Annotated in this window: 10 protein-coding genes; 8 read left to right on the top strand and 2 right to left on the bottom strand. The window is 59.6% G+C overall.

Features of this window, described 5'->3' with window-relative positions; all coding sequences use genetic code 11:
* Positions 1-163 precede the first annotated feature (163 nt).
* The 4 genes from ACI2I1_RS06125 (at position 164) to ACI2I1_RS06110 (ending at position 9,046) form a co-directional block, all read left to right on the top strand.
* On the top strand, positions 164-3,643 hold the full coding sequence (locus ACI2I1_RS06125) for an autotransporter domain-containing protein (RefSeq protein ID WP_404678394.1): 3,480 nt from the start codon (positions 164-166) through the stop codon (positions 3,641-3,643).
* 63 nt (positions 3,644-3,706) lie between these two features.
* The gene (locus tag ACI2I1_RS06120; RefSeq protein ID WP_404678393.1) at positions 3,707-4,168 is read left to right on the top strand and encodes a hypothetical protein; all 462 of its coding nucleotides are present in this window, start codon (positions 3,707-3,709) and stop codon (positions 4,166-4,168) included.
* A 167-nt stretch (positions 4,169-4,335) separates the two neighbouring features.
* On the top strand, positions 4,336-7,392 hold the full coding sequence (locus ACI2I1_RS06115) for an ATP-binding protein (RefSeq protein ID WP_404678392.1): 3,057 nt from the start codon (positions 4,336-4,338) through the stop codon (positions 7,390-7,392).
* Positions 7,385-9,046, top strand: a complete 1,662-nt coding sequence (locus ACI2I1_RS06110) for a response regulator (protein WP_404678391.1) — start codon at positions 7,385-7,387, stop codon at positions 9,044-9,046. The genes ACI2I1_RS06115 and ACI2I1_RS06110 overlap by 8 nt, the downstream gene beginning before the upstream one ends.
* Here the strand turns inward: ACI2I1_RS06110 and ACI2I1_RS06105 are convergent.
* Positions 9,040-10,473, bottom strand: coding sequence for a WecB/TagA/CpsF family glycosyltransferase (locus ACI2I1_RS06105; protein WP_404678390.1), 1,434 nt, complete (start codon positions 10,471-10,473; stop codon positions 9,040-9,042). The two genes, ACI2I1_RS06110 and ACI2I1_RS06105, sit on opposite strands and share 7 nt — an antisense overlap.
* 280 nt (positions 10,474-10,753) lie before the next feature.
* Between ACI2I1_RS06105 and ACI2I1_RS06100 the strand changes: the two genes are divergently transcribed.
* From ACI2I1_RS06100 to ACI2I1_RS06085, 4 genes are read left to right on the top strand one after another with little or no spacing between them, the layout of a single operon-like run.
* Complete coding sequence (locus ACI2I1_RS06100) at positions 10,754-12,019, top strand: oligosaccharide flippase family protein (protein ID WP_404678389.1); 1,266 nt, start codon at positions 10,754-10,756, stop codon at positions 12,017-12,019.
* 5 nt (positions 12,020-12,024) lie between these two features.
* Positions 12,025-12,954 carry a glycosyltransferase family 2 protein gene (locus ACI2I1_RS06095; RefSeq protein ID WP_404678388.1) on the top strand — a complete coding sequence of 310 codons (930 nt, stop codon included), beginning with the start codon at positions 12,025-12,027 and terminating at the stop codon, positions 12,952-12,954.
* Between the two features lie 23 nt (positions 12,955-12,977).
* Positions 12,978-13,964, top strand: coding sequence for a glycosyltransferase family 2 protein (locus ACI2I1_RS06090; RefSeq protein ID WP_404678387.1), 987 nt, complete (start codon positions 12,978-12,980; stop codon positions 13,962-13,964).
* Positions 13,961-14,995 (top strand): glycosyltransferase family 4 protein, encoded by a 1,035-nt coding sequence (locus tag ACI2I1_RS06085; protein WP_404678386.1) that lies wholly within the window; start codon positions 13,961-13,963, stop codon positions 14,993-14,995. The genes ACI2I1_RS06090 and ACI2I1_RS06085 overlap by 4 nt, the downstream gene beginning before the upstream one ends.
* A gap of 63 nt (positions 14,996-15,058) precedes the next feature.
* Here the strand turns inward: ACI2I1_RS06085 and ACI2I1_RS06080 are convergent, their stop codons facing one another.
* Positions 15,059-16,240, bottom strand: coding sequence for an O-antigen ligase domain-containing protein (locus tag ACI2I1_RS06080; protein ID WP_404678385.1), 1,182 nt, complete (start codon positions 16,238-16,240; stop codon positions 15,059-15,061).
* Between the last annotated feature and the right edge of the window lie 7 nt (positions 16,241-16,247).

Genomic DNA, 16,247 nt, shown 5'->3' with positions numbered 1-16,247 from the left:
ACTGCCTCTACTCTGAAATATTGATTCCACCCTGAACATGTGTTCATCTTCCGGCTTCACAAAAAGAAACCGCGAAGGATTACGAATGCCATCAGGTCACATCGCTCGACGCTCTTCCTTTCATCGCCTTGCCCTCTATACCACTACCGCAACCGCATCCCTGATGGCGTCTGCAGCGGTTCATGCAGAAAACACCGACACCCTGGACCTTTCGGCTGTTGCGATCAGCGAAACCAATCCCCTGCATCGGGCGGATATGTCCATCGGCCCTGTTAACGCCCAAGTGCTGACGTCGTCGCAGCCTGATTCTGCATCGGCGAATTCGGGTATGGTGACCACGCCCTCAATTCCGACAATGATGCGGCAGCCCGATTTCGTTGAAGATACGCCCCATGTCGTAGTGGAAGGTCCCGGCGAAGGGCACACCCTCAATCCTGGGGAGCCTGGCTCGATCTTCGATGACGCCGTCGATGTGACGGGTGTGGGCCAATTCTACCGCGCCGATGGTTTCGTCTGCACCGGTACATTGATCAATCCGCGCACCGTTCTCTTCGCCGCGCACTGCGTCAACGACGCCGGAGAAGACGGGTTCGGCGCGCAGGTCGGAAACATTCCTGCCGCCTTCGCTTTTCAGGCGGACGCGCTCGAAGGCCTCAGATCCTGGATCCGGTCTGGCTATTCCTCGGTGCCGGAAGACTATGTCTACAACATCGAGCAGATCGTTTTCGATCCGGACTCGCTCGCGCGACCTGAAGCGCGCGGCTTCCTCGAAAGCGATGTCGCCCTCGCGGCACTCGACACCCCGGCAAGCAATGTGCCTACCTGGGCCATGCTGTTTTCACCACTTGCCGTGCCTGACTCGATCGATAGCGTATCGGGCACCGGATACGATGTCCGCGTCGTCGGCTATGGCCGCAGCGGTTATGGCGAAAGCGGATCATTCCAGGGCACCGATTTCCGTCGCCGAGCAGCCGAAAACGTTCTTGGTGCGCTCGCGTCCCTGAACGACCGTAACGAATGGTTGTTCGGCCCCGGCGATTACGGCCTGCCCCAAAACCTCTACCAGACCGATTTTGACGATCCGAACGGCACCAATCCCTTCGATTTCAATCTGTTCCGCGACGGCGCCCGCGACAAGGAGGGTAGCACGGCGAGCGGGGATTCGGGGGGGCCTCTCATCCTTCAGTCATCCGTGGGCGAACTGGTGATCGGGGTTCTTTCCGGTGGATCGCGCTTCTTCGCCGCCCAGTCGGATTCATCCTACGGCACCAACAGCCTGTACCAGCCGCTCTATCTTCACTGGAACTGGATCGTCGCCAACAATCCTTATCGCTATGCCCAGACCGTAGCAGGCGATGGCAATTGGAGCGATGCCGATCACTGGCAGCTGGCGCTCGACCCGAATTACCGGATCATCGACCAGAACGGTGAAATCGTAAACGGCGTGCCAGATAGTCCGGGTGCCGGAAATGAAGGAACCGAGCCGAAGTTCGGGCAGGTCTGCGACGGGAATTTCTGCCTCGATCTGGCGACCGGCGACATCGTGGATTACGATGGAAATATCCTCGTTCCCGGCGACTCCGACACCGATCCCGAACTGATCTCTAACTCCATCGGAACCGTAATCCCGGAGCGACTGCTCGATCTGGCCCGCTCGACGGCGGAGAAGAACGCCGCCATTTCTGCAGCAGATGATATTGCCGCTTTGCCGGAGGCCACATTTACCAACGGCCTTCCGGGCGGCAGCGGCTTCATACCGGACAATGTGGCTTACTCGCCCGAGACCGCCGACAGCGAGCGGGTGAACGCCCGTTACTTCGACGTCACTCTCGCGAATGCCGGAACCACCACACTCGACACCGACGTCACGATCGACAAGTTCATGATCGCAGGTGCCGAAGCCGCGCTGGACATTACCGCCGACGGAATGCTGACCAGCCTGGTGGACATCACGCAGATGGCCGGGATGATGAATGTCGACGGTACGCTGACAAGCAATGGCGACTATCTGCTGTTCACTGGCGCGCTGACCGGCAACGGGACCGTCCAGACGCCTTATTTCACCAATATGATGGGTATCGTCGCTCCCGGCACGATGGGGACCATCGGTACGCTGACCTTTGAAGGCAATGTTATCCTGACATCCGGCAGCGTCTACAGCGTCGATTTCGACGGCATGGGGCAGTCGGATCTCATCTCGGTGACCGCCACCGAGTTCGACGACGAAGGTAACCCGCTCAACGGTGTTGCCAGCATCGGCGGTACGGTTCTGCTGAACCCCGTGGACGGATCAATCCCGCGTGACGGCGACACCTTTACGATCTTCACTGCGGAAGGTGGGTATGAAGGGACCTTCCTCACTCCGGAAATCAGCGCGATTCTGCGGCCCGAATTTACCTACGGCTCGCAATCGGTAACGCTTTCCATCGAGGCACAGTCCTATGCATCGGTCATCGATCCTGCATCGCCGGTGCAGTCGGCCTTTGCCGCGCTGCTCGACCGGAACCGGTCGCAATACGATCGCTATGCCGATCTGTATGGGCCACTGGATCTGCAGAACACAGCCTCCATCCGCGATGCTCTGGAAAGCTTCGCACCGCGCGAACAGGCACTGCGCGGTGCAATGGGCCTCGCCGCTGTCAACGTCGGCAACCGGCTGATCCGCGACCGGCTGGTGCAACTCGGCGCCAGCAACGACATGGGCGGCGGTCTCGCGGTTCTCGGGCAGCCGCATCAGGTCGCCCGCTCGACCTCGCTGGACGGCGCGAACGTACCGGCGGCAGAAAGGGCTTACCTCGGCGAAGAGCAGACCGGTCTGGCCGAGGATTATAGCGGTTTCCTCGCCGGCGGATATCTCGACGGCGAAGCCTCCGGCATGCCTACCGCAACACCGCAGGGCGACAGCCAGTTCGATGGCTTCTACATTGCCGGAGGCCTGGAAAAGGCGATCGAGAACGGGGCCATCGGCATCGCTCTCACCTACATCGAAATGGACGGGAATACGGTTCTGCCAACGCACACCGCCGATGGCGACCTCTATCAAGGCTCGCTTTACGGTGTGACGACGATCGGCGGGCTCCGGCTCGATGCCCAGATCAATGCCGGTGTCTACTCGACCGAAACGCGCCGCAGCGTGGCCGCGGGCACAAGCCAGTTCGACATCGTCGGCAATGACAATGCCTTCGTCTTTTCGTCGGAGGCAGGTCTCGGCAAGGTACTCACCGCCGGAGCGTTCGATATCACGCCTCGTGTCGCCTTCAGGGCCGCGCGGATCGATTTTTCTCGGGTAGCAGAAGAAGGCGAAGGTCCCGCTCTGACTTACGAACTGCCGAGCTATGACAGCTATCAGGCACGTGCAGGGGTCAATCTGGCGGGCAGAGGTGGCTTCAGGCCGTTCCTGAACGCCAATTACGTCCACGACTTCGCGGACCGCCCTGCCCTGTTCGGGGCGAACTTCGTCGGCGGAGTGGGGCCCAATGTCGGCTTCGCATTGCCGTCCAGCGACAATGACTGGGCCGAAATAAGCGGCGGAATCGGCTACCAGGCCGGTAATGTCGGCCTTTCGGTAGCTGCCGAAACCACTCTCTGGCGCGACGATGTGTCCTATCAGAGCTATTATGGTTCGGTTACCTTCCGCTTTTAGGCAGATGAGCAAAGGGGCGGCCTGGGGTTCAGGCCGTCCCTTTGCCACGCTTTCGAACTGGAATTGGAATATGTCGTGAAGCTTGGCGCCTTTGGCCTGGTTGTTTGTGCAGTTCTCGCGTCATCTGGCTCTCCAGTGAGGGCGCAGGACGCAAATCCAGGGGTATCGCGGGCCAAAGAAATGGAGGAGTTTGTCGCTCAATCATTCCGACAGCAAATTGCCCTCTGGTTGAGTGAGACCGATCTCTGGATTGCGGATTACCGGCAGGCAGAAAAGTTGCTGGGCCGGAACCTCTTGCGCAATGGCGATGCAAATAGTCTTCTCATGCATCGTGCAGCAATCGCTCGACTGGAGTGTAGCGCCCAGACAGACGATCAGGTCGATTTCGCGAAGGTCGAGGCGCTGCGTGTAGAGCACCAGCAATTCCGCCAAGCGCATCGCAATTTGTTGGCCGCGATCAGAAAGATCGCCCGGAAACCGGGGGACCGCAAGAAACCCGAGCGAGCAATAGACGAGCCGTATTAAGTGTAATTATATTTCGGAAGGGCCGAAATCAGGAGGTTCTGCCGGGCCACCCTGGAAGAGCATCTCCCTTTCTCCGCTCATGATTTTCTCTCCCGGCCGACAGCCACGCGTGCCTCGCCGGTCAATGGTCGGTTGTGTAAAACAGCGTTTTGAGGGAGACAGTACCAATGTCGCTCTCGTTCAGAGGTCTACTGATCGCTTTCCCGATCGTCATGCTCATCGTGGGCGGGATGGCGTTTTTTACTTACCGATCCGCCATTGCAGACTTTCAGAGCGATGCCGTAGCCGAATTGCGCGTTTCCAATGATGCAGTGGCCGAAAACCTGCGCGAAAAGCTCCGGCTTGTCGAAGAAACGGAAGAACGCGCCCTGTCGATCATGGAGCGCAGCCTTGAATCCGAGACGTCGACGGAGCTTGAGGAGGTTTTCGTGCGGTCGGAGGATGGCGCGTTTCATTCCCGTTCCGATCTCTGGAGCGGGACTGACCTTGCAGGGCCGATGAGATTGCGAGGTTTTGGCGGCTTCATCGGCCCGCCAGAACCCGCTGGCGCTCGGCGGGCAGCAACCATGGCCGCGTTCGATACCATCAAGGCCATGGCGAACGGTTTGCCGGAAGAAATCGAAAGCCTCTATTTCTTCTCTTCGGCCAACGATCTTCTAATCTATGCCCCCACGCGGCAGGACGAGTTGTCCTTCTATCGCAGCGCTCCGGCAGATTTCGATTTTCAGGATGCAGAATTCATCTCGATCATCAAACCGGCGAATAATCCCCAGGGCGATCTGCGCTGCACCAGTCTGCAAACTCCGATTTACGACGACTCCGGCGAAAATTGGACGACCGGTTGCATGTTGCCGGCCCGGATAAACGGGAAGCAGCTGGGCGGATGGGGCATCAGCATACCCCTCCACGACCTGACCGACAGCCTGCCGGAACCGCTAAATGGTGCCACGACAGTCATTGCCAGTCGTGACGGCAAATTGATCCACCACTCCGGCCTGACCTCTGCGAATGGTGATCTGCTTGCCGCGAATATCGACATGGAAGCATCCAAGGACCCTCTACTACTGGGATTGCTCCATTATATTGAAAACGGCGCCGAGAGAGAGGTCGAGTATTCGGAAGAACTGGATGCCTATATCTCGGGTGACCGATTGGAGGCGCCGGACTGGGTGGTACTTACCGTATTGCCCGACGAGGCTCTGAGCGATCGAGCGTGGGCCATTGCGAAGCGGGTCATCGGTGTCGCGATCCCGGGCGCCTTGCTGCTCGGCCTTATCCTCAGCGCAGTCTTTCACAGAACAATTGCACGGCGCATTTCGAAACTTGCCGACCGTACGAACGCGATCGCCATGGCCGGGGGGACGGGTCCGCACGAGTTAGACGGTGACGAGATCGTTCAGCTGGAACACGCTTTCGACAATATGGAGGAGCGCCTGGACCAGGCACGGGTTCGGGAAACACGGTCCTTCGACGCGCTCGTCGATGCCGCCGAAAGCTACGCAATGGTCCTTTACGACGAGCACGGTTCGCTGGTCAGAGCGAACGATGGCGCCGTCCGCCTGTTCGGTGCCGACGAGTTGGAGCGGCGGGGGAAGAAGCTAGGAGAGGCTTCGCAAGAGCCCGATGCCGGGCCGTCAAGCGGGCAGCCGGGTCCCGAGCCTGAAATCTTCGAGCGCGAATTGGCCGACGGCAACCGGGCATGGCTGGAAGAAACGCTGATACCCCTTTCTGACGCAGACGATATAATCTTCGGATGGGCCTTCATCGCCAACGACTTGACGTCGTTCAGGAACGCACAGCGCGAGATCGAGAAAAACCTCCTCTATCTTGAGCTGGCCCAATCCAGTGCGAAGGCAGGGCATTTCGCGCTCGATCCACAAACTATGGAAATCAGCCTCTCGCCCTGGCTCATGGCCAGGCTCGGGCTAACGGATCCGATTTTGCTTCTGTCGGATGTTCCGGCCCTCATCGACGAAAGCCAGCGCGAAAAAACGATGCAGGACATTGCTGCGGCGATCGAACGGAAATCCGAGTTTTCCTTCGAGACGCTTGCAATCGGGGCGGAATGCGACCGTTTTCCTGCGCTTCTGCGCGGAACGACCATTTTCGACGATGCGAAAGAGGAAAGTACTGCCGAGGTCATCGGCTACTATGGCATCCTGCAGGACATCTCCGATCAGAAAGCGGCTGCCCAAGCGCTGCTTCACGCACTCGACGAAGCCAAAGCCGAAGCACGCGCGAGAAGCGATATTCTCGCCGTAATTTCACACGAGATACGCACGCCGATATCCGGCATTCTCGGTCTCATCGATCAGGTCCGCCGCGAACGCTCCGAAACGGAGAGAAGCAGAGCCCTGACCCTGATCGAAAACTCGTCGGAGGCATTGTTGGAGACTCTTGATGCCACCTTGAACAGGGCGAGAGGAGAGCGCGAGAGGCAGGATCAGAAGAAAGAGATATTCGCACCGCTCGACCTGCTCGAACGAGTGGCCGAACTCTTCCTTCCCCTCGCCCGCCGAAAGGGCTTGGCGATCGACATTGAAAAAGGGGATGATCGCAAGGTTCTCGGCAATCCCGGCCGCATCCAGCAGATTCTCGCCAACTTCGTATCCAATGCGATCAAATTCACTTCGACCGGCGGCGTGACGCTGAGCTGCGATCCACCGATCGATGAGGACGGTCACTGGACATTTGCGGTGGCAGACACTGGGGGAGGCATCGCTCCCGAGCGGATGAAGACTATTTTCGAACCGTTTTCTGGCAGCTCGCCCGATACGCTGGGCCGCCAGTCTGGCAGCGGCCTCGGCCTGTCGATCACGCGTCAGCTGGCAACCGAGCTCGGAGGCAGTGTAGAAGCCGAGGCGCGACCGCGTGGCGGTACTCGCATGGTCTTGCGTATCCCGCTGGAAGCAGTGGCAGAAGTTGCGGAAAGTCAGGAACCTCAGGGCCGGATAGGTATCAGTCTTGCTCAAGCGTCGCTTGCCATCAAGGCAGAGGTGATCGCGGAAGACAGCGGCTTCGCCGTTGCAAACGATAGCGGGACCGGCGCAATGGACGTCTTTCTCTGCGACGATCGGGAGTCAGTCGAAGCAAGCGATGCGCCATGCCGCATTTTCGTTACCGACGAACCCAATGACGGCGACGATCATCACGTGATCTTCGTCCAGACTGCCGAGCTGGTTTCGCGTTTGCCGGCGTTGCTGAGGGCTTTTGGCGATGACTAAACTCGAGGATCTCCCCGCCGAGCAGCGAGCAGAGGTACTTTCCCTTCGCCTCCAGAGGACGGAGCGGGCTCTTCATACCGCTGAACATGCGCTCGAGGAGCGCATGCGGCAGCTGTCGCAGGCAAATCAGGACTTGAGCCTGAGAGAGCAGGACCTGGCGCGGAAGCTCGAAATCGAAAGTTCGCTTTTGCTAGGTGCGCTCTCCACTGCCCAGATGGCGACCGCCTACGGAGAGCGCGATCGCGGCTTCACCGTTTCGGAAAGTTCCGCATCGATCCTGGGCCTTCCGGACGGCGAAGAAGCCACCCTCGCGAAGCTCGTTGCCGCACTGCATCCGCTCGACCGGACCAAGATCATGCTTCAAGGCATGGAGTTTTTCCGCGCGATGCCCGCAGGGGTCACTCGGAAATACGAGCATCGGATCATCCGCCAGGACAGTGGCGAAATCCGGTGGCTGAGCTGGGCGATAAAGCGCGAAGCCAGTACGCCGGATCGCCCCAGCCATGTGGTCGCAACCGTTCGTGATATAACCGAGGAGCGACATAATGCGCGGCGCGTAAAAGCCCTGCAGCTTCGGGCGGAGAGGCGCCTTGCAGAAATGACCAGGCTTCAGAGCCAGCTGGCCGAAGCGAAAGAGCGCGTCGATAAATCGCTGGCCGCACGGGACCGGTTCATCTCTGAAATGGCGCACGCCATCAGAACGCCGCTGGCCGCACTTTCCGGAGCGCTCGAACTCGTTCGCCACAATGTGCCGGACCAGGCGCGCGACGATCTGGCAGTGGCCCGCGACGCATCGGACCAACTCGCCGAAGTGGCATCGAAGCTGATCGAGGAAGCTGCGCTGGACGAAGAGATCCAGTTCAGGACGATCAGGAAAACGGTACCTGCTCCTTCGGCAGGGCTGGATGCCTCCCTCCCGGAAAACCCTCGGGTGCTCGTTGCAGAAGACACTGAAAGCAACCGCTACGTAATCGAACGTATGCTCGTCGAACTCGGATGCGAGGTGGAAACCGTCGACAACGGGGCTGCCGCGGTGGAAGCGGTGCGGCGTGAGGATTTCGATCTAGTTCTGATGGACGTCATGATGCCGATCATGAATGGCGAACAGGCGACACAGGCCATCCGCGCTCTGGGTGGACCGGCGGCGCGCACGCCCATCATCGGAGTAACGGCGCACAGCCTGCAGTCCGAACGCGAGAGATTGCTGTCCTCCGGTATGACTGCCTGTCTTGCCAAACCGGTGCGCAGGGAAACTTTGGAAACAGCGATAAGGACGGCGCTTATTTCCGGCCGGGACGTGGGACGCGATGCGGCGCGGTTTGATCATGACCTGTTTCGCCGCGCTTTCATGGATTTGCCCAAAGCCTATCGCGGGCGAATGCGGGAAGCAGCGAAAAAGGACATTACCAGATATTCCGCCGATGTCCTGGCCGCGGTCGAAGCAGACAGCGACGAGGCCCTGTCGAAAGCGGCGCATTCGCTGACCGGCGTCTCGCTCAATATCGGTGCGGTCGGAATAGTGGAAGAATTGGCCGAATATCGCGAGAAGAGGCCTGCCCCGGATGCATCGATCGAAAGCTTCAGGCAGGCGGTCGCCGCCTGCCTGCTGGCAGTCGACGACCTCTACGATGCCCTTGTCGAAGGCGATCAATAGGCGCCCCGGCCTCCGATTACCGCCGGCACGGTCATTGCGATCAACTTAAGATCGGTCGCAAAAGACTGGCGGCGCAGATAGGCGCGATCCATGATCGCCTGGCGGTGAAAGGGTATCTCGGCCCTTCCCTTGACCTGCCAGCTGCAAGTTATTCCCGGCTTGCCCGAAAGCCGCTCCCATTGACGACCGTGATATTGCGCGACCTCGCCGGGAAGCGCAGGGCGCGGTCCGACGATCGACATCGCCCCGGCCAGAACGTTGAATATCTGGGGCAACTCGTCGATCGACAGACGGCGAATGATCTTTCCGGTGCGCGTGATGCGCGGATCATCCTGCATCTTGAAGCAGGTCCCGGCTCGGTCTGATTGAGCTAGAAGAGCTGCGCGCCTTTCCACGGCATCGGTATACATCGAACGAAACTTGATCATCGAGAAAGTTCGTCCTCCCGCGCCGATCCTGGTCTGCCGGAAGAACACCGGTCCATTGTCCTCCATCCTGATCGCCAAAGCTGTGGCGAGGAAGATAGGAAACAGGCCGATCAACGCGAGTGTGGCGGCTACGATGTCGAAGGCGCGCTTCGCGATGCGCCCGGCAAGTGCGGGTGCGCCTCGCTGCGCTGCCGCTTCTATCGCGGCATGCGCAAGGAACACTGCATTGCCGAGCAGATAGCGGCCCGCCATGCGGCGAGGCTCCATCGCCAGCCGCCAGGCCCATTCGCACCGCGCGGTGCGCACGGCTTGCGGTGCTCGGGGAATACGCCCGGAATAGTAATCGAACAGGCCGCCCACACCCAATACAACCGGCACATCCAGCCGGTCACGATTGCGAGCGATCCATTCTTCCTGAAGCGGCACGCCGAGGCCAACGAACAGGATTGCCGCTCCCGAACGGTTGATGCGCTCGATCAGGGCGTCTTCATCATCGCGATCGAAGAAGCCGTGCTCGGTCCCGCGGATGCGGAGGCTGGGCCACTCGCCGCAGACCCATGCAGCGGCTCTGTCGGCCACGCCGGGATTTCCGCCCAGGAAGAAAAGTCCTGCGCCTTCGACGGCAGCGCGTTCGCAGATCAAAGGGAAGAGATCGGTCCCATTCAGATTGTCGGGCTTGTCGCAGCCTGACATTCTCGCCGCTACTTCAAGTCCGATACCGTCCGGCAGCAGAAGGTCGGAATGCGAAAGCGCTTCTCTGTAAGCTTTGCTTTTGCGGGCGACGTTGATGCAGTGCGCGTTGATGAAACTCACCGTGGTTTTGGCACCGTGGGCGGCCTTCCTTACGATGTGCGATGCGGCTGCCTCGGGCGACGCGCTTGAGAGCGAAAGCCCGAACAAATCGATCGTGCGAAACGGTTCGCCATGGCATCCGGGGAAAGCGCCGAACGCGACGGGGTAGGCGGCAGTACGAATAGCTGAAGCAGGAATGTTTCTCATGGCGATGATCCTTTGAATAAGTCACCGCCGGAAGGGCAAAGCCCGTGCCAATATGTATATCTCTCTGATATATAGGAACAATATTCCCTCCGCAAAAATGCTTGTCGTTCGAATTTGCGTTCATTTCGCAAATTGCGACGGCCAGTTGATGCATTCTGCAACAGCTGCGACTGCAAGATGCGAATAGTGGTTTTCCGACTTGCTCAGATCCGCACAAACCCGCGGAATCGGAGTTTGGCACGCTCTTTGAAAGGTCTTCCTCGCATCATTCGAGGACACCATGAACACCCTTCGCTCAACGATATCTGCAGTCTCGGCCGCGCCACTGGTTCGCGGGTTCGTAACTTTCGGCTCGGCCGAAGCGGCCACGCGCGTTGTCCGGCTCGCGGCACTGCTGATCGTTGCCCGCAGAGTTCCCCCGGAAATATTAGGGACAGCAGCGCTTGCCCTGAGCTTGTTCGAGCTGGTTCGTGTCTTGGCCAATGTCGGTATCGGGCAACGCCTCATAATGGCGCGGCGAGACGAGCTGCCTGCTCTTTGTGCGGCCGCGCACCGGTTGTTCTGGATAATCTGCGTGACCGTCGCGGCAATCCAGATTGTCGTCGCCGCCTTTATCTATCTTTTATTCGACCTGCCCGAGGCGGCGGCTTTGCTCGCAATCCTCTCGCTTGTGTATTTCGCGATGCCTCCCGGTCTCGTTCAGATTTTCCTGACCATGCGCGAAAACCGTATGGCCTCTGTTGCCCGCATCGCCGCGACCCAAAATATGGCCGACAGCATGATGACGGTCGCGCTCGTTATATTCTGGCCCAGTGCCTGGGCGCTGGTCATCCCAAAACTGCTGGCGGCTCCACTCTGGACTATCCTCGCTCGCCGCAGCTCGTCCTGGCGGCATGACGCCGAGCAGCGCAAAGCACCACAGAGCGAGTTCGCCCTTTTCGGCCCCTCCATCCTTGGAACGGAAATCCTTGGTGCAGCCCGACTGCATGCAGACAAACTCATTGTCGGGGCGATGCTGGGCACGGAAGCTCTCGGCATTTACTACTTCGCCTTCAACGCCGGGCTAGGCATCACACAAAGCTTCGTCTCCGCCTGCAACACGGTCGTCTTCCCCCACTTGGCCAAGGTACGCGCTGCGCGGGCCCTGACCGAATTTCGCAAAGCGTTCCTGACCGGCCTCGCCATGCTCGGCCCCGTCGTTGCAGCACAAGCGCTGCTGGCGCCGATCTACGTACCTATCGTTTTCGGCGAGAAGTGGGTGCCGGCCATCACCTTCATCGTCCTGCTCTCCTGCGCTGCATTGCCGCTTTATGCAGGATCGCTGGTTGGCGCCGCGTACCGCGTTGCCAGCCGCCCGCAGACCGAAACCCTCATCACCGCCCTTGCTACAGCAGCTGCCCTCTCCGGCCTGGTGGCCGGAGCGCAGATCAGCCTTGCATGGGCCTGCTTTGGATATGGCGCCGGGCTGGCATGCGTCTTCCTTCCCGCTGCCGGCATCACTCTCAGCCGTCCCTGCACTACCCCCATCCTCAACCCGAAAGGATAAAGACCATGACCCAGCCTACTTTCTCCGTCGTCGTCGCCGCCTACAACGCGGAGCGCACGATCGGGACCACGATCGACTCGGTTCTCTCGCAAAGCGATGCGGACTTCGAACTCATCATCGTGGACGATGGATCAGAGGATCTGACGCTGCCTTTCATTCTCGAGAGGGCGAACGCGGACATGCGGATCAAGATCGCCACACAATCCAATCAGGGTGTGTCTGCGGCACGCAATCTCGGCGTCGCGAAAGCGCGCGGGACCTACCTCGCATTCCTCGATTCCGACGATATCTGGCATGCCGACAAGCTGACCAAGCATCGCGAGATGCATGAAAACGACCCCGCCCTTGAAGCAAGCTATGCGCGCATCGCCTTCTGCCCGGACAGCGGCGGCGAGTTGAAGGCCGGTCGAACACGGTCCACGGTTCTTGAAGACTATTGCGCCCTCGAAGATGTGCTGATCGAGAACGTCGTGTGCACGATGAGCAATCTGGTCATCGAGCGCGAAACCTTCCTTGAGATCGGCGGATTCCGGCGCGACATGCGTCATGTCGAAGACCAGGACCTGCTCGCGAGACTGGTTGGCGCGGGTCACTTGCTGCGGGGAATTCCTGAAACGCTCGTGGGTTACCGCATGAGCGCAGATGGTCTGAGCTGCGATTTCGCAGCCATGCTGGACGGATGGAAGGCGCTGGCTTGGCGGTGGTCCCACCGCATCGACATGAAGCGCGGCGAAGCCCTGTATTGTCGCTACCTCGCCCGCCGCGCGCTTCGTTCGGGAACGACCATGGCGCTCGCCCGCGATTTCGTCCGCCGCGGCATCGTCAGCGACAGCAAGGCATTCCTATCCGGGGGCCCGCGCGGCGTCATGACAGCTGGTGCCGCCCTTGCCGGCGGCGCGCTTCCAGCGCGAGCACGCGCAGCAATCTTCGCCTGATTTTCGATACAAGGAGTGATCCGATGACATCCCCCCGCATTTCGGTCGTAATGCCCGTTTATCATGTCGAAGCCTACATCGAGGAAGCCATCAAGTCGGTTCTCGATCAGACCTTCGAAGATTTCGAATTGATCATCGTCGACGATGGCGGCACCGACAATTCCATTCCCCTGGCCCGCGCCTTCGAAGATCCGCGTATCCGCATCATCTCACAGCCCAATCGCGGGCTGGCGGGAGCGCGGAATACCGGCATTGCGCGTGCCCGAGGAGCTTTCATCGCACTGCTGGATTCCGACGACCGGTGGCACAAGGACAAACTGCTGCTGCATTATGTTCATCTGCAGGCGAACCCGGAAATCGGCGGGAGCTATTCAGGCTCGCGAATGATCGACGAACACGGCCAGGCTCTGAAGGTCGCGATGCGTCCCAAGCTCAAGGGCGTGACCGAGGCCGACATCTTCTGCCGCAATCCGGTCGGCAATGGCAGTGCTCCTGTTTTCCGGCGCGAAGCGCTCGACCGGGCCGCCTTCCGGCATGCAAGTGAGCCAACCAGGGTCTGCTGGTTTGACGAGAATTTCCGCCAGTCGGAGGATATCGAATTATGGGTGCGGCTGGCGTCCGTTCACAGCGTAAAATTCGAAGGTATCGAAGGCCTTTTGACCGACTATCGGATCATCGGTGGTGCCTTGTCGGCCAATGTGGTCAAACAGTACATCAGTTGGACCCAGATGCTTGCAGTCGCGAGCCAGAATGCACCTGACTTAGTAGAGAAGCACGGCGCCCGTGCCCGGGCATACCAACTGCGCTATCTCGCGCGCCGGTCGATCCAGATGGGAAACGCGGTACTCGCGAAGGATTTCATCACCCGAGCGCTCAAGACAAGACCTGGCATTCTTATCGAAGAGCCGAAGAAATCCATCATGACCTTCTGTGCCATCCAGCTTGCGTGGATCGTTGGTCCTGACTGGTTCCAGAAAATCGCGCGTCCCTTTTTGAAGGCCGCAGCATGATACAGATCGCTCATCTCCTCGACGATTTCGCGATGGGAGGCGTGACTCGTGCGCTGTCGCTTTTTGACGAACCGCGCCTCAGAGAGGCCTCTCGTTCCGTCATCCTGCCAATGCACCGAAAAATGACCGAGGCACCTGCCCTCGAAGCAGACGTGATAGTAATCCACGTCCCGCCGTGTTTCAGCAGGCTGCCCTACCTCGCTACCCTGCGCTATCGCAATCCCAGCGCCCACATTGTCCAGGTCGAGCACAGCTACACGCGTTCGTTCGAACAGCAGCATGTCTCTTCGCGGATGCGGTTCCGCATATTGCTCAGGACCGCGGCCAGCCTGGTGGACGAAGTCGTCGCTGTATCGAAAGCGCAAGCAGCATGGTTGGCAGAGGTCGGAATAGACGAACACAAGATTTCGACAATCAACCCGTGGAGCGGACGGTTCGAACTCCTTGATGTGCCGGAATGGCGCCCCGCCGCTGGACCGCTCAAGCTTTTATCCTACGGTCGTTTTTCCGAAGAAAAGAATTTCACCGCGCTGGTGGAAGCTATGGGCTCCTTCGATGTTAGTGAGGTGGAGCTTACGTTGTTCGGGTCAGGTCCCGAAGAGGCGGCACTCATGGAACTTGCTGCGGATATGCCCAATGTCCGGATCGAGCCTGCCTGCGATAATCCTGCGCAGTGGCTAGAGAAGGCCGATGCAGTCATTCTGCCCTCGCGGCGCGAGGCGTTTGGCCTGGTGGCGACGGAAGCGCGGATGGCCGGACGAGCCCTTCTCGTCAGCGATGTGGATGGATTACCCGAGCAGGCCAATGCCGGAGGCGGCCGGGTCGCCCCAATGAGCACAGCCGAACAGATTACCCAGGCCATCCGCTCTCTTTCGCAGCAGGATCTGGGCGAAATGGGTCGGGCTTCCCGAGCGGGCGTTTATCGCCAGCACGACGAGATTATTCACGGCTGGGGAAACATACTTGAACGCTCAAGTTCGTGCTCACCCTGTGCGGGCCTCGAACAGCTTCGGAAACTTGCCAGCGTCTAATCCCTCCTGGACGCTGCAAGTACCGCCCGCCTCGGCAGCCCATTGGCCGAGGCGGGCGGTTTTTTATGCAACTGGATCCTGATCCTCGGAGCTTGGGTTCCGGCGACTTGGATGTAAGTCCGCCAGCGCTTTCCCGACAAGTACCAGCGCAGGCCAGAACAAATAGGCAAGGATTTCGAGATTCTCCCCAAAGGAATACAACACGAGCACCAACGTCAACGCAAATGACAAGCGCTGGAGCGCGCCATGCCGGGCGTGCCACAGGAGAAGAATGAATGTGACGCTTAGAGGTACCGCAAGCGCCAGTGCCCCCAGCAGACCTTTCACGAACAGCAAGCCATACCAGCTATGGTGACTTCCGATCGGCATATATTCCACCAGATGGGGACCATTTTCGACCACGCCGTGGCCGAACCAGAACGCCTCGTTCTCCCAGCGCTCCAAGGCGATGCGGCCCAGCGCTGCCCTGACCCGGCTGGAATCCGCCCTTGCAGCGGAAAAATCGTTCGATAATTGCTCGATCAGAGCGATCAGTTCTGTACCGAACAGGCCGATCATAAAAACTGCCGGTGCCATCAACCACCACAGCCAGCCGCGATCTACCCGCGCGATAGCCAAAGTGACAGGTGCCACGAGCGCAATCGCTAGGAGGGCCAGCCGCGACTGGGACAGGACGGCAATCGCCAGGAAGCCGGTAATACCGACAATTCGCCAGACCAGGTCTTTTTCCTGTGCGGCAATGAAAACGTAGATGACAGCGACCATCCCGGCTGCCGGCGACCACGGTGCAAAGAACTGCCACCGCGGTGTGCCTGCGCCAGGTTCAATCGTGTAGAGGATGGTGGCGAAATACTCCGGTCCCGGTCCGCCTACCGCTTTCAGTGGCGAAACCCACAGCATTTCCGGCAACCCGGCGAAGGGCGCGATCAGGAAGAACGGGAGGATGATCAGCGTCCACATGCCGAGCCGGCAGACGGCCCGTATTATCACCGACAGACGTATGTCGAGCACTGCCCCGGCGAGTGGAAACAGGGCGATCAACGCCCAGCCCTTCGCCCATCCAATCGAGCTCTTTACAGTTTGCGCTGTACCAAGGGAAAAATTGGCGTGGCCGGCCCAGAGGATTACCAGCATTGCCGCCATCGACCCGAGCCATAGCCACACGCTCGAAGGAACAATGGCCAGACTTTTACGGCCGAGATAGATCTCTGCAAAAACCATCCCGGCCAGAAGCCAGCCGATCACCGGGCCA

Origin of the sequence: Qipengyuania sp. NPDC077563 (genome assembly GCF_044901345.1) — a bacterium.
Taxonomy (GTDB): domain Bacteria; phylum Pseudomonadota; class Alphaproteobacteria; order Sphingomonadales; family Sphingomonadaceae; genus Qipengyuania; species Qipengyuania aestuarii.
Note: the sequence above shows the minus strand (reverse complement) of the source record. Positions and strands in the feature narration are given on the sequence as shown.

Excerpts from the sequence above, each read along its gene's own strand:
- ACI2I1_RS06090 (WP_404678387.1), top strand. The coding sequence starts at position 12,978 with ATGACATCCCCCCGCATTTCGGTCGTAATGCCCGTTTATCATGTCGAA.
- ACI2I1_RS06115 (WP_404678392.1), top strand. The coding sequence starts at position 4,336 with ATGTCGCTCTCGTTCAGAGGTCTACTGATCGCTTTCCCGATCGTCATG.
- ACI2I1_RS06095 (WP_404678388.1), top strand. The coding sequence starts at position 12,025 with ATGACCCAGCCTACTTTCTCCGTCGTCGTCGCCGCCTACAACGCGGAG.
- ACI2I1_RS06105 (WP_404678390.1), bottom strand. The coding sequence starts at position 10,473 with ATGAGAAACATTCCTGCTTCAGCTATTCGTACTGCCGCCTACCCCGTC.
- ACI2I1_RS06100 (WP_404678389.1), top strand. The coding sequence starts at position 10,754 with ATGAACACCCTTCGCTCAACGATATCTGCAGTCTCGGCCGCGCCACTG.
- ACI2I1_RS06110 (WP_404678391.1), top strand. The coding sequence starts at position 7,385 with ATGACTAAACTCGAGGATCTCCCCGCCGAGCAGCGAGCAGAGGTACTT.
- ACI2I1_RS06125 (WP_404678394.1), top strand. The coding sequence starts at position 164 with ATGGCGTCTGCAGCGGTTCATGCAGAAAACACCGACACCCTGGACCTT.
- ACI2I1_RS06085 (WP_404678386.1), top strand. The coding sequence starts at position 13,961 with ATGATACAGATCGCTCATCTCCTCGACGATTTCGCGATGGGAGGCGTG.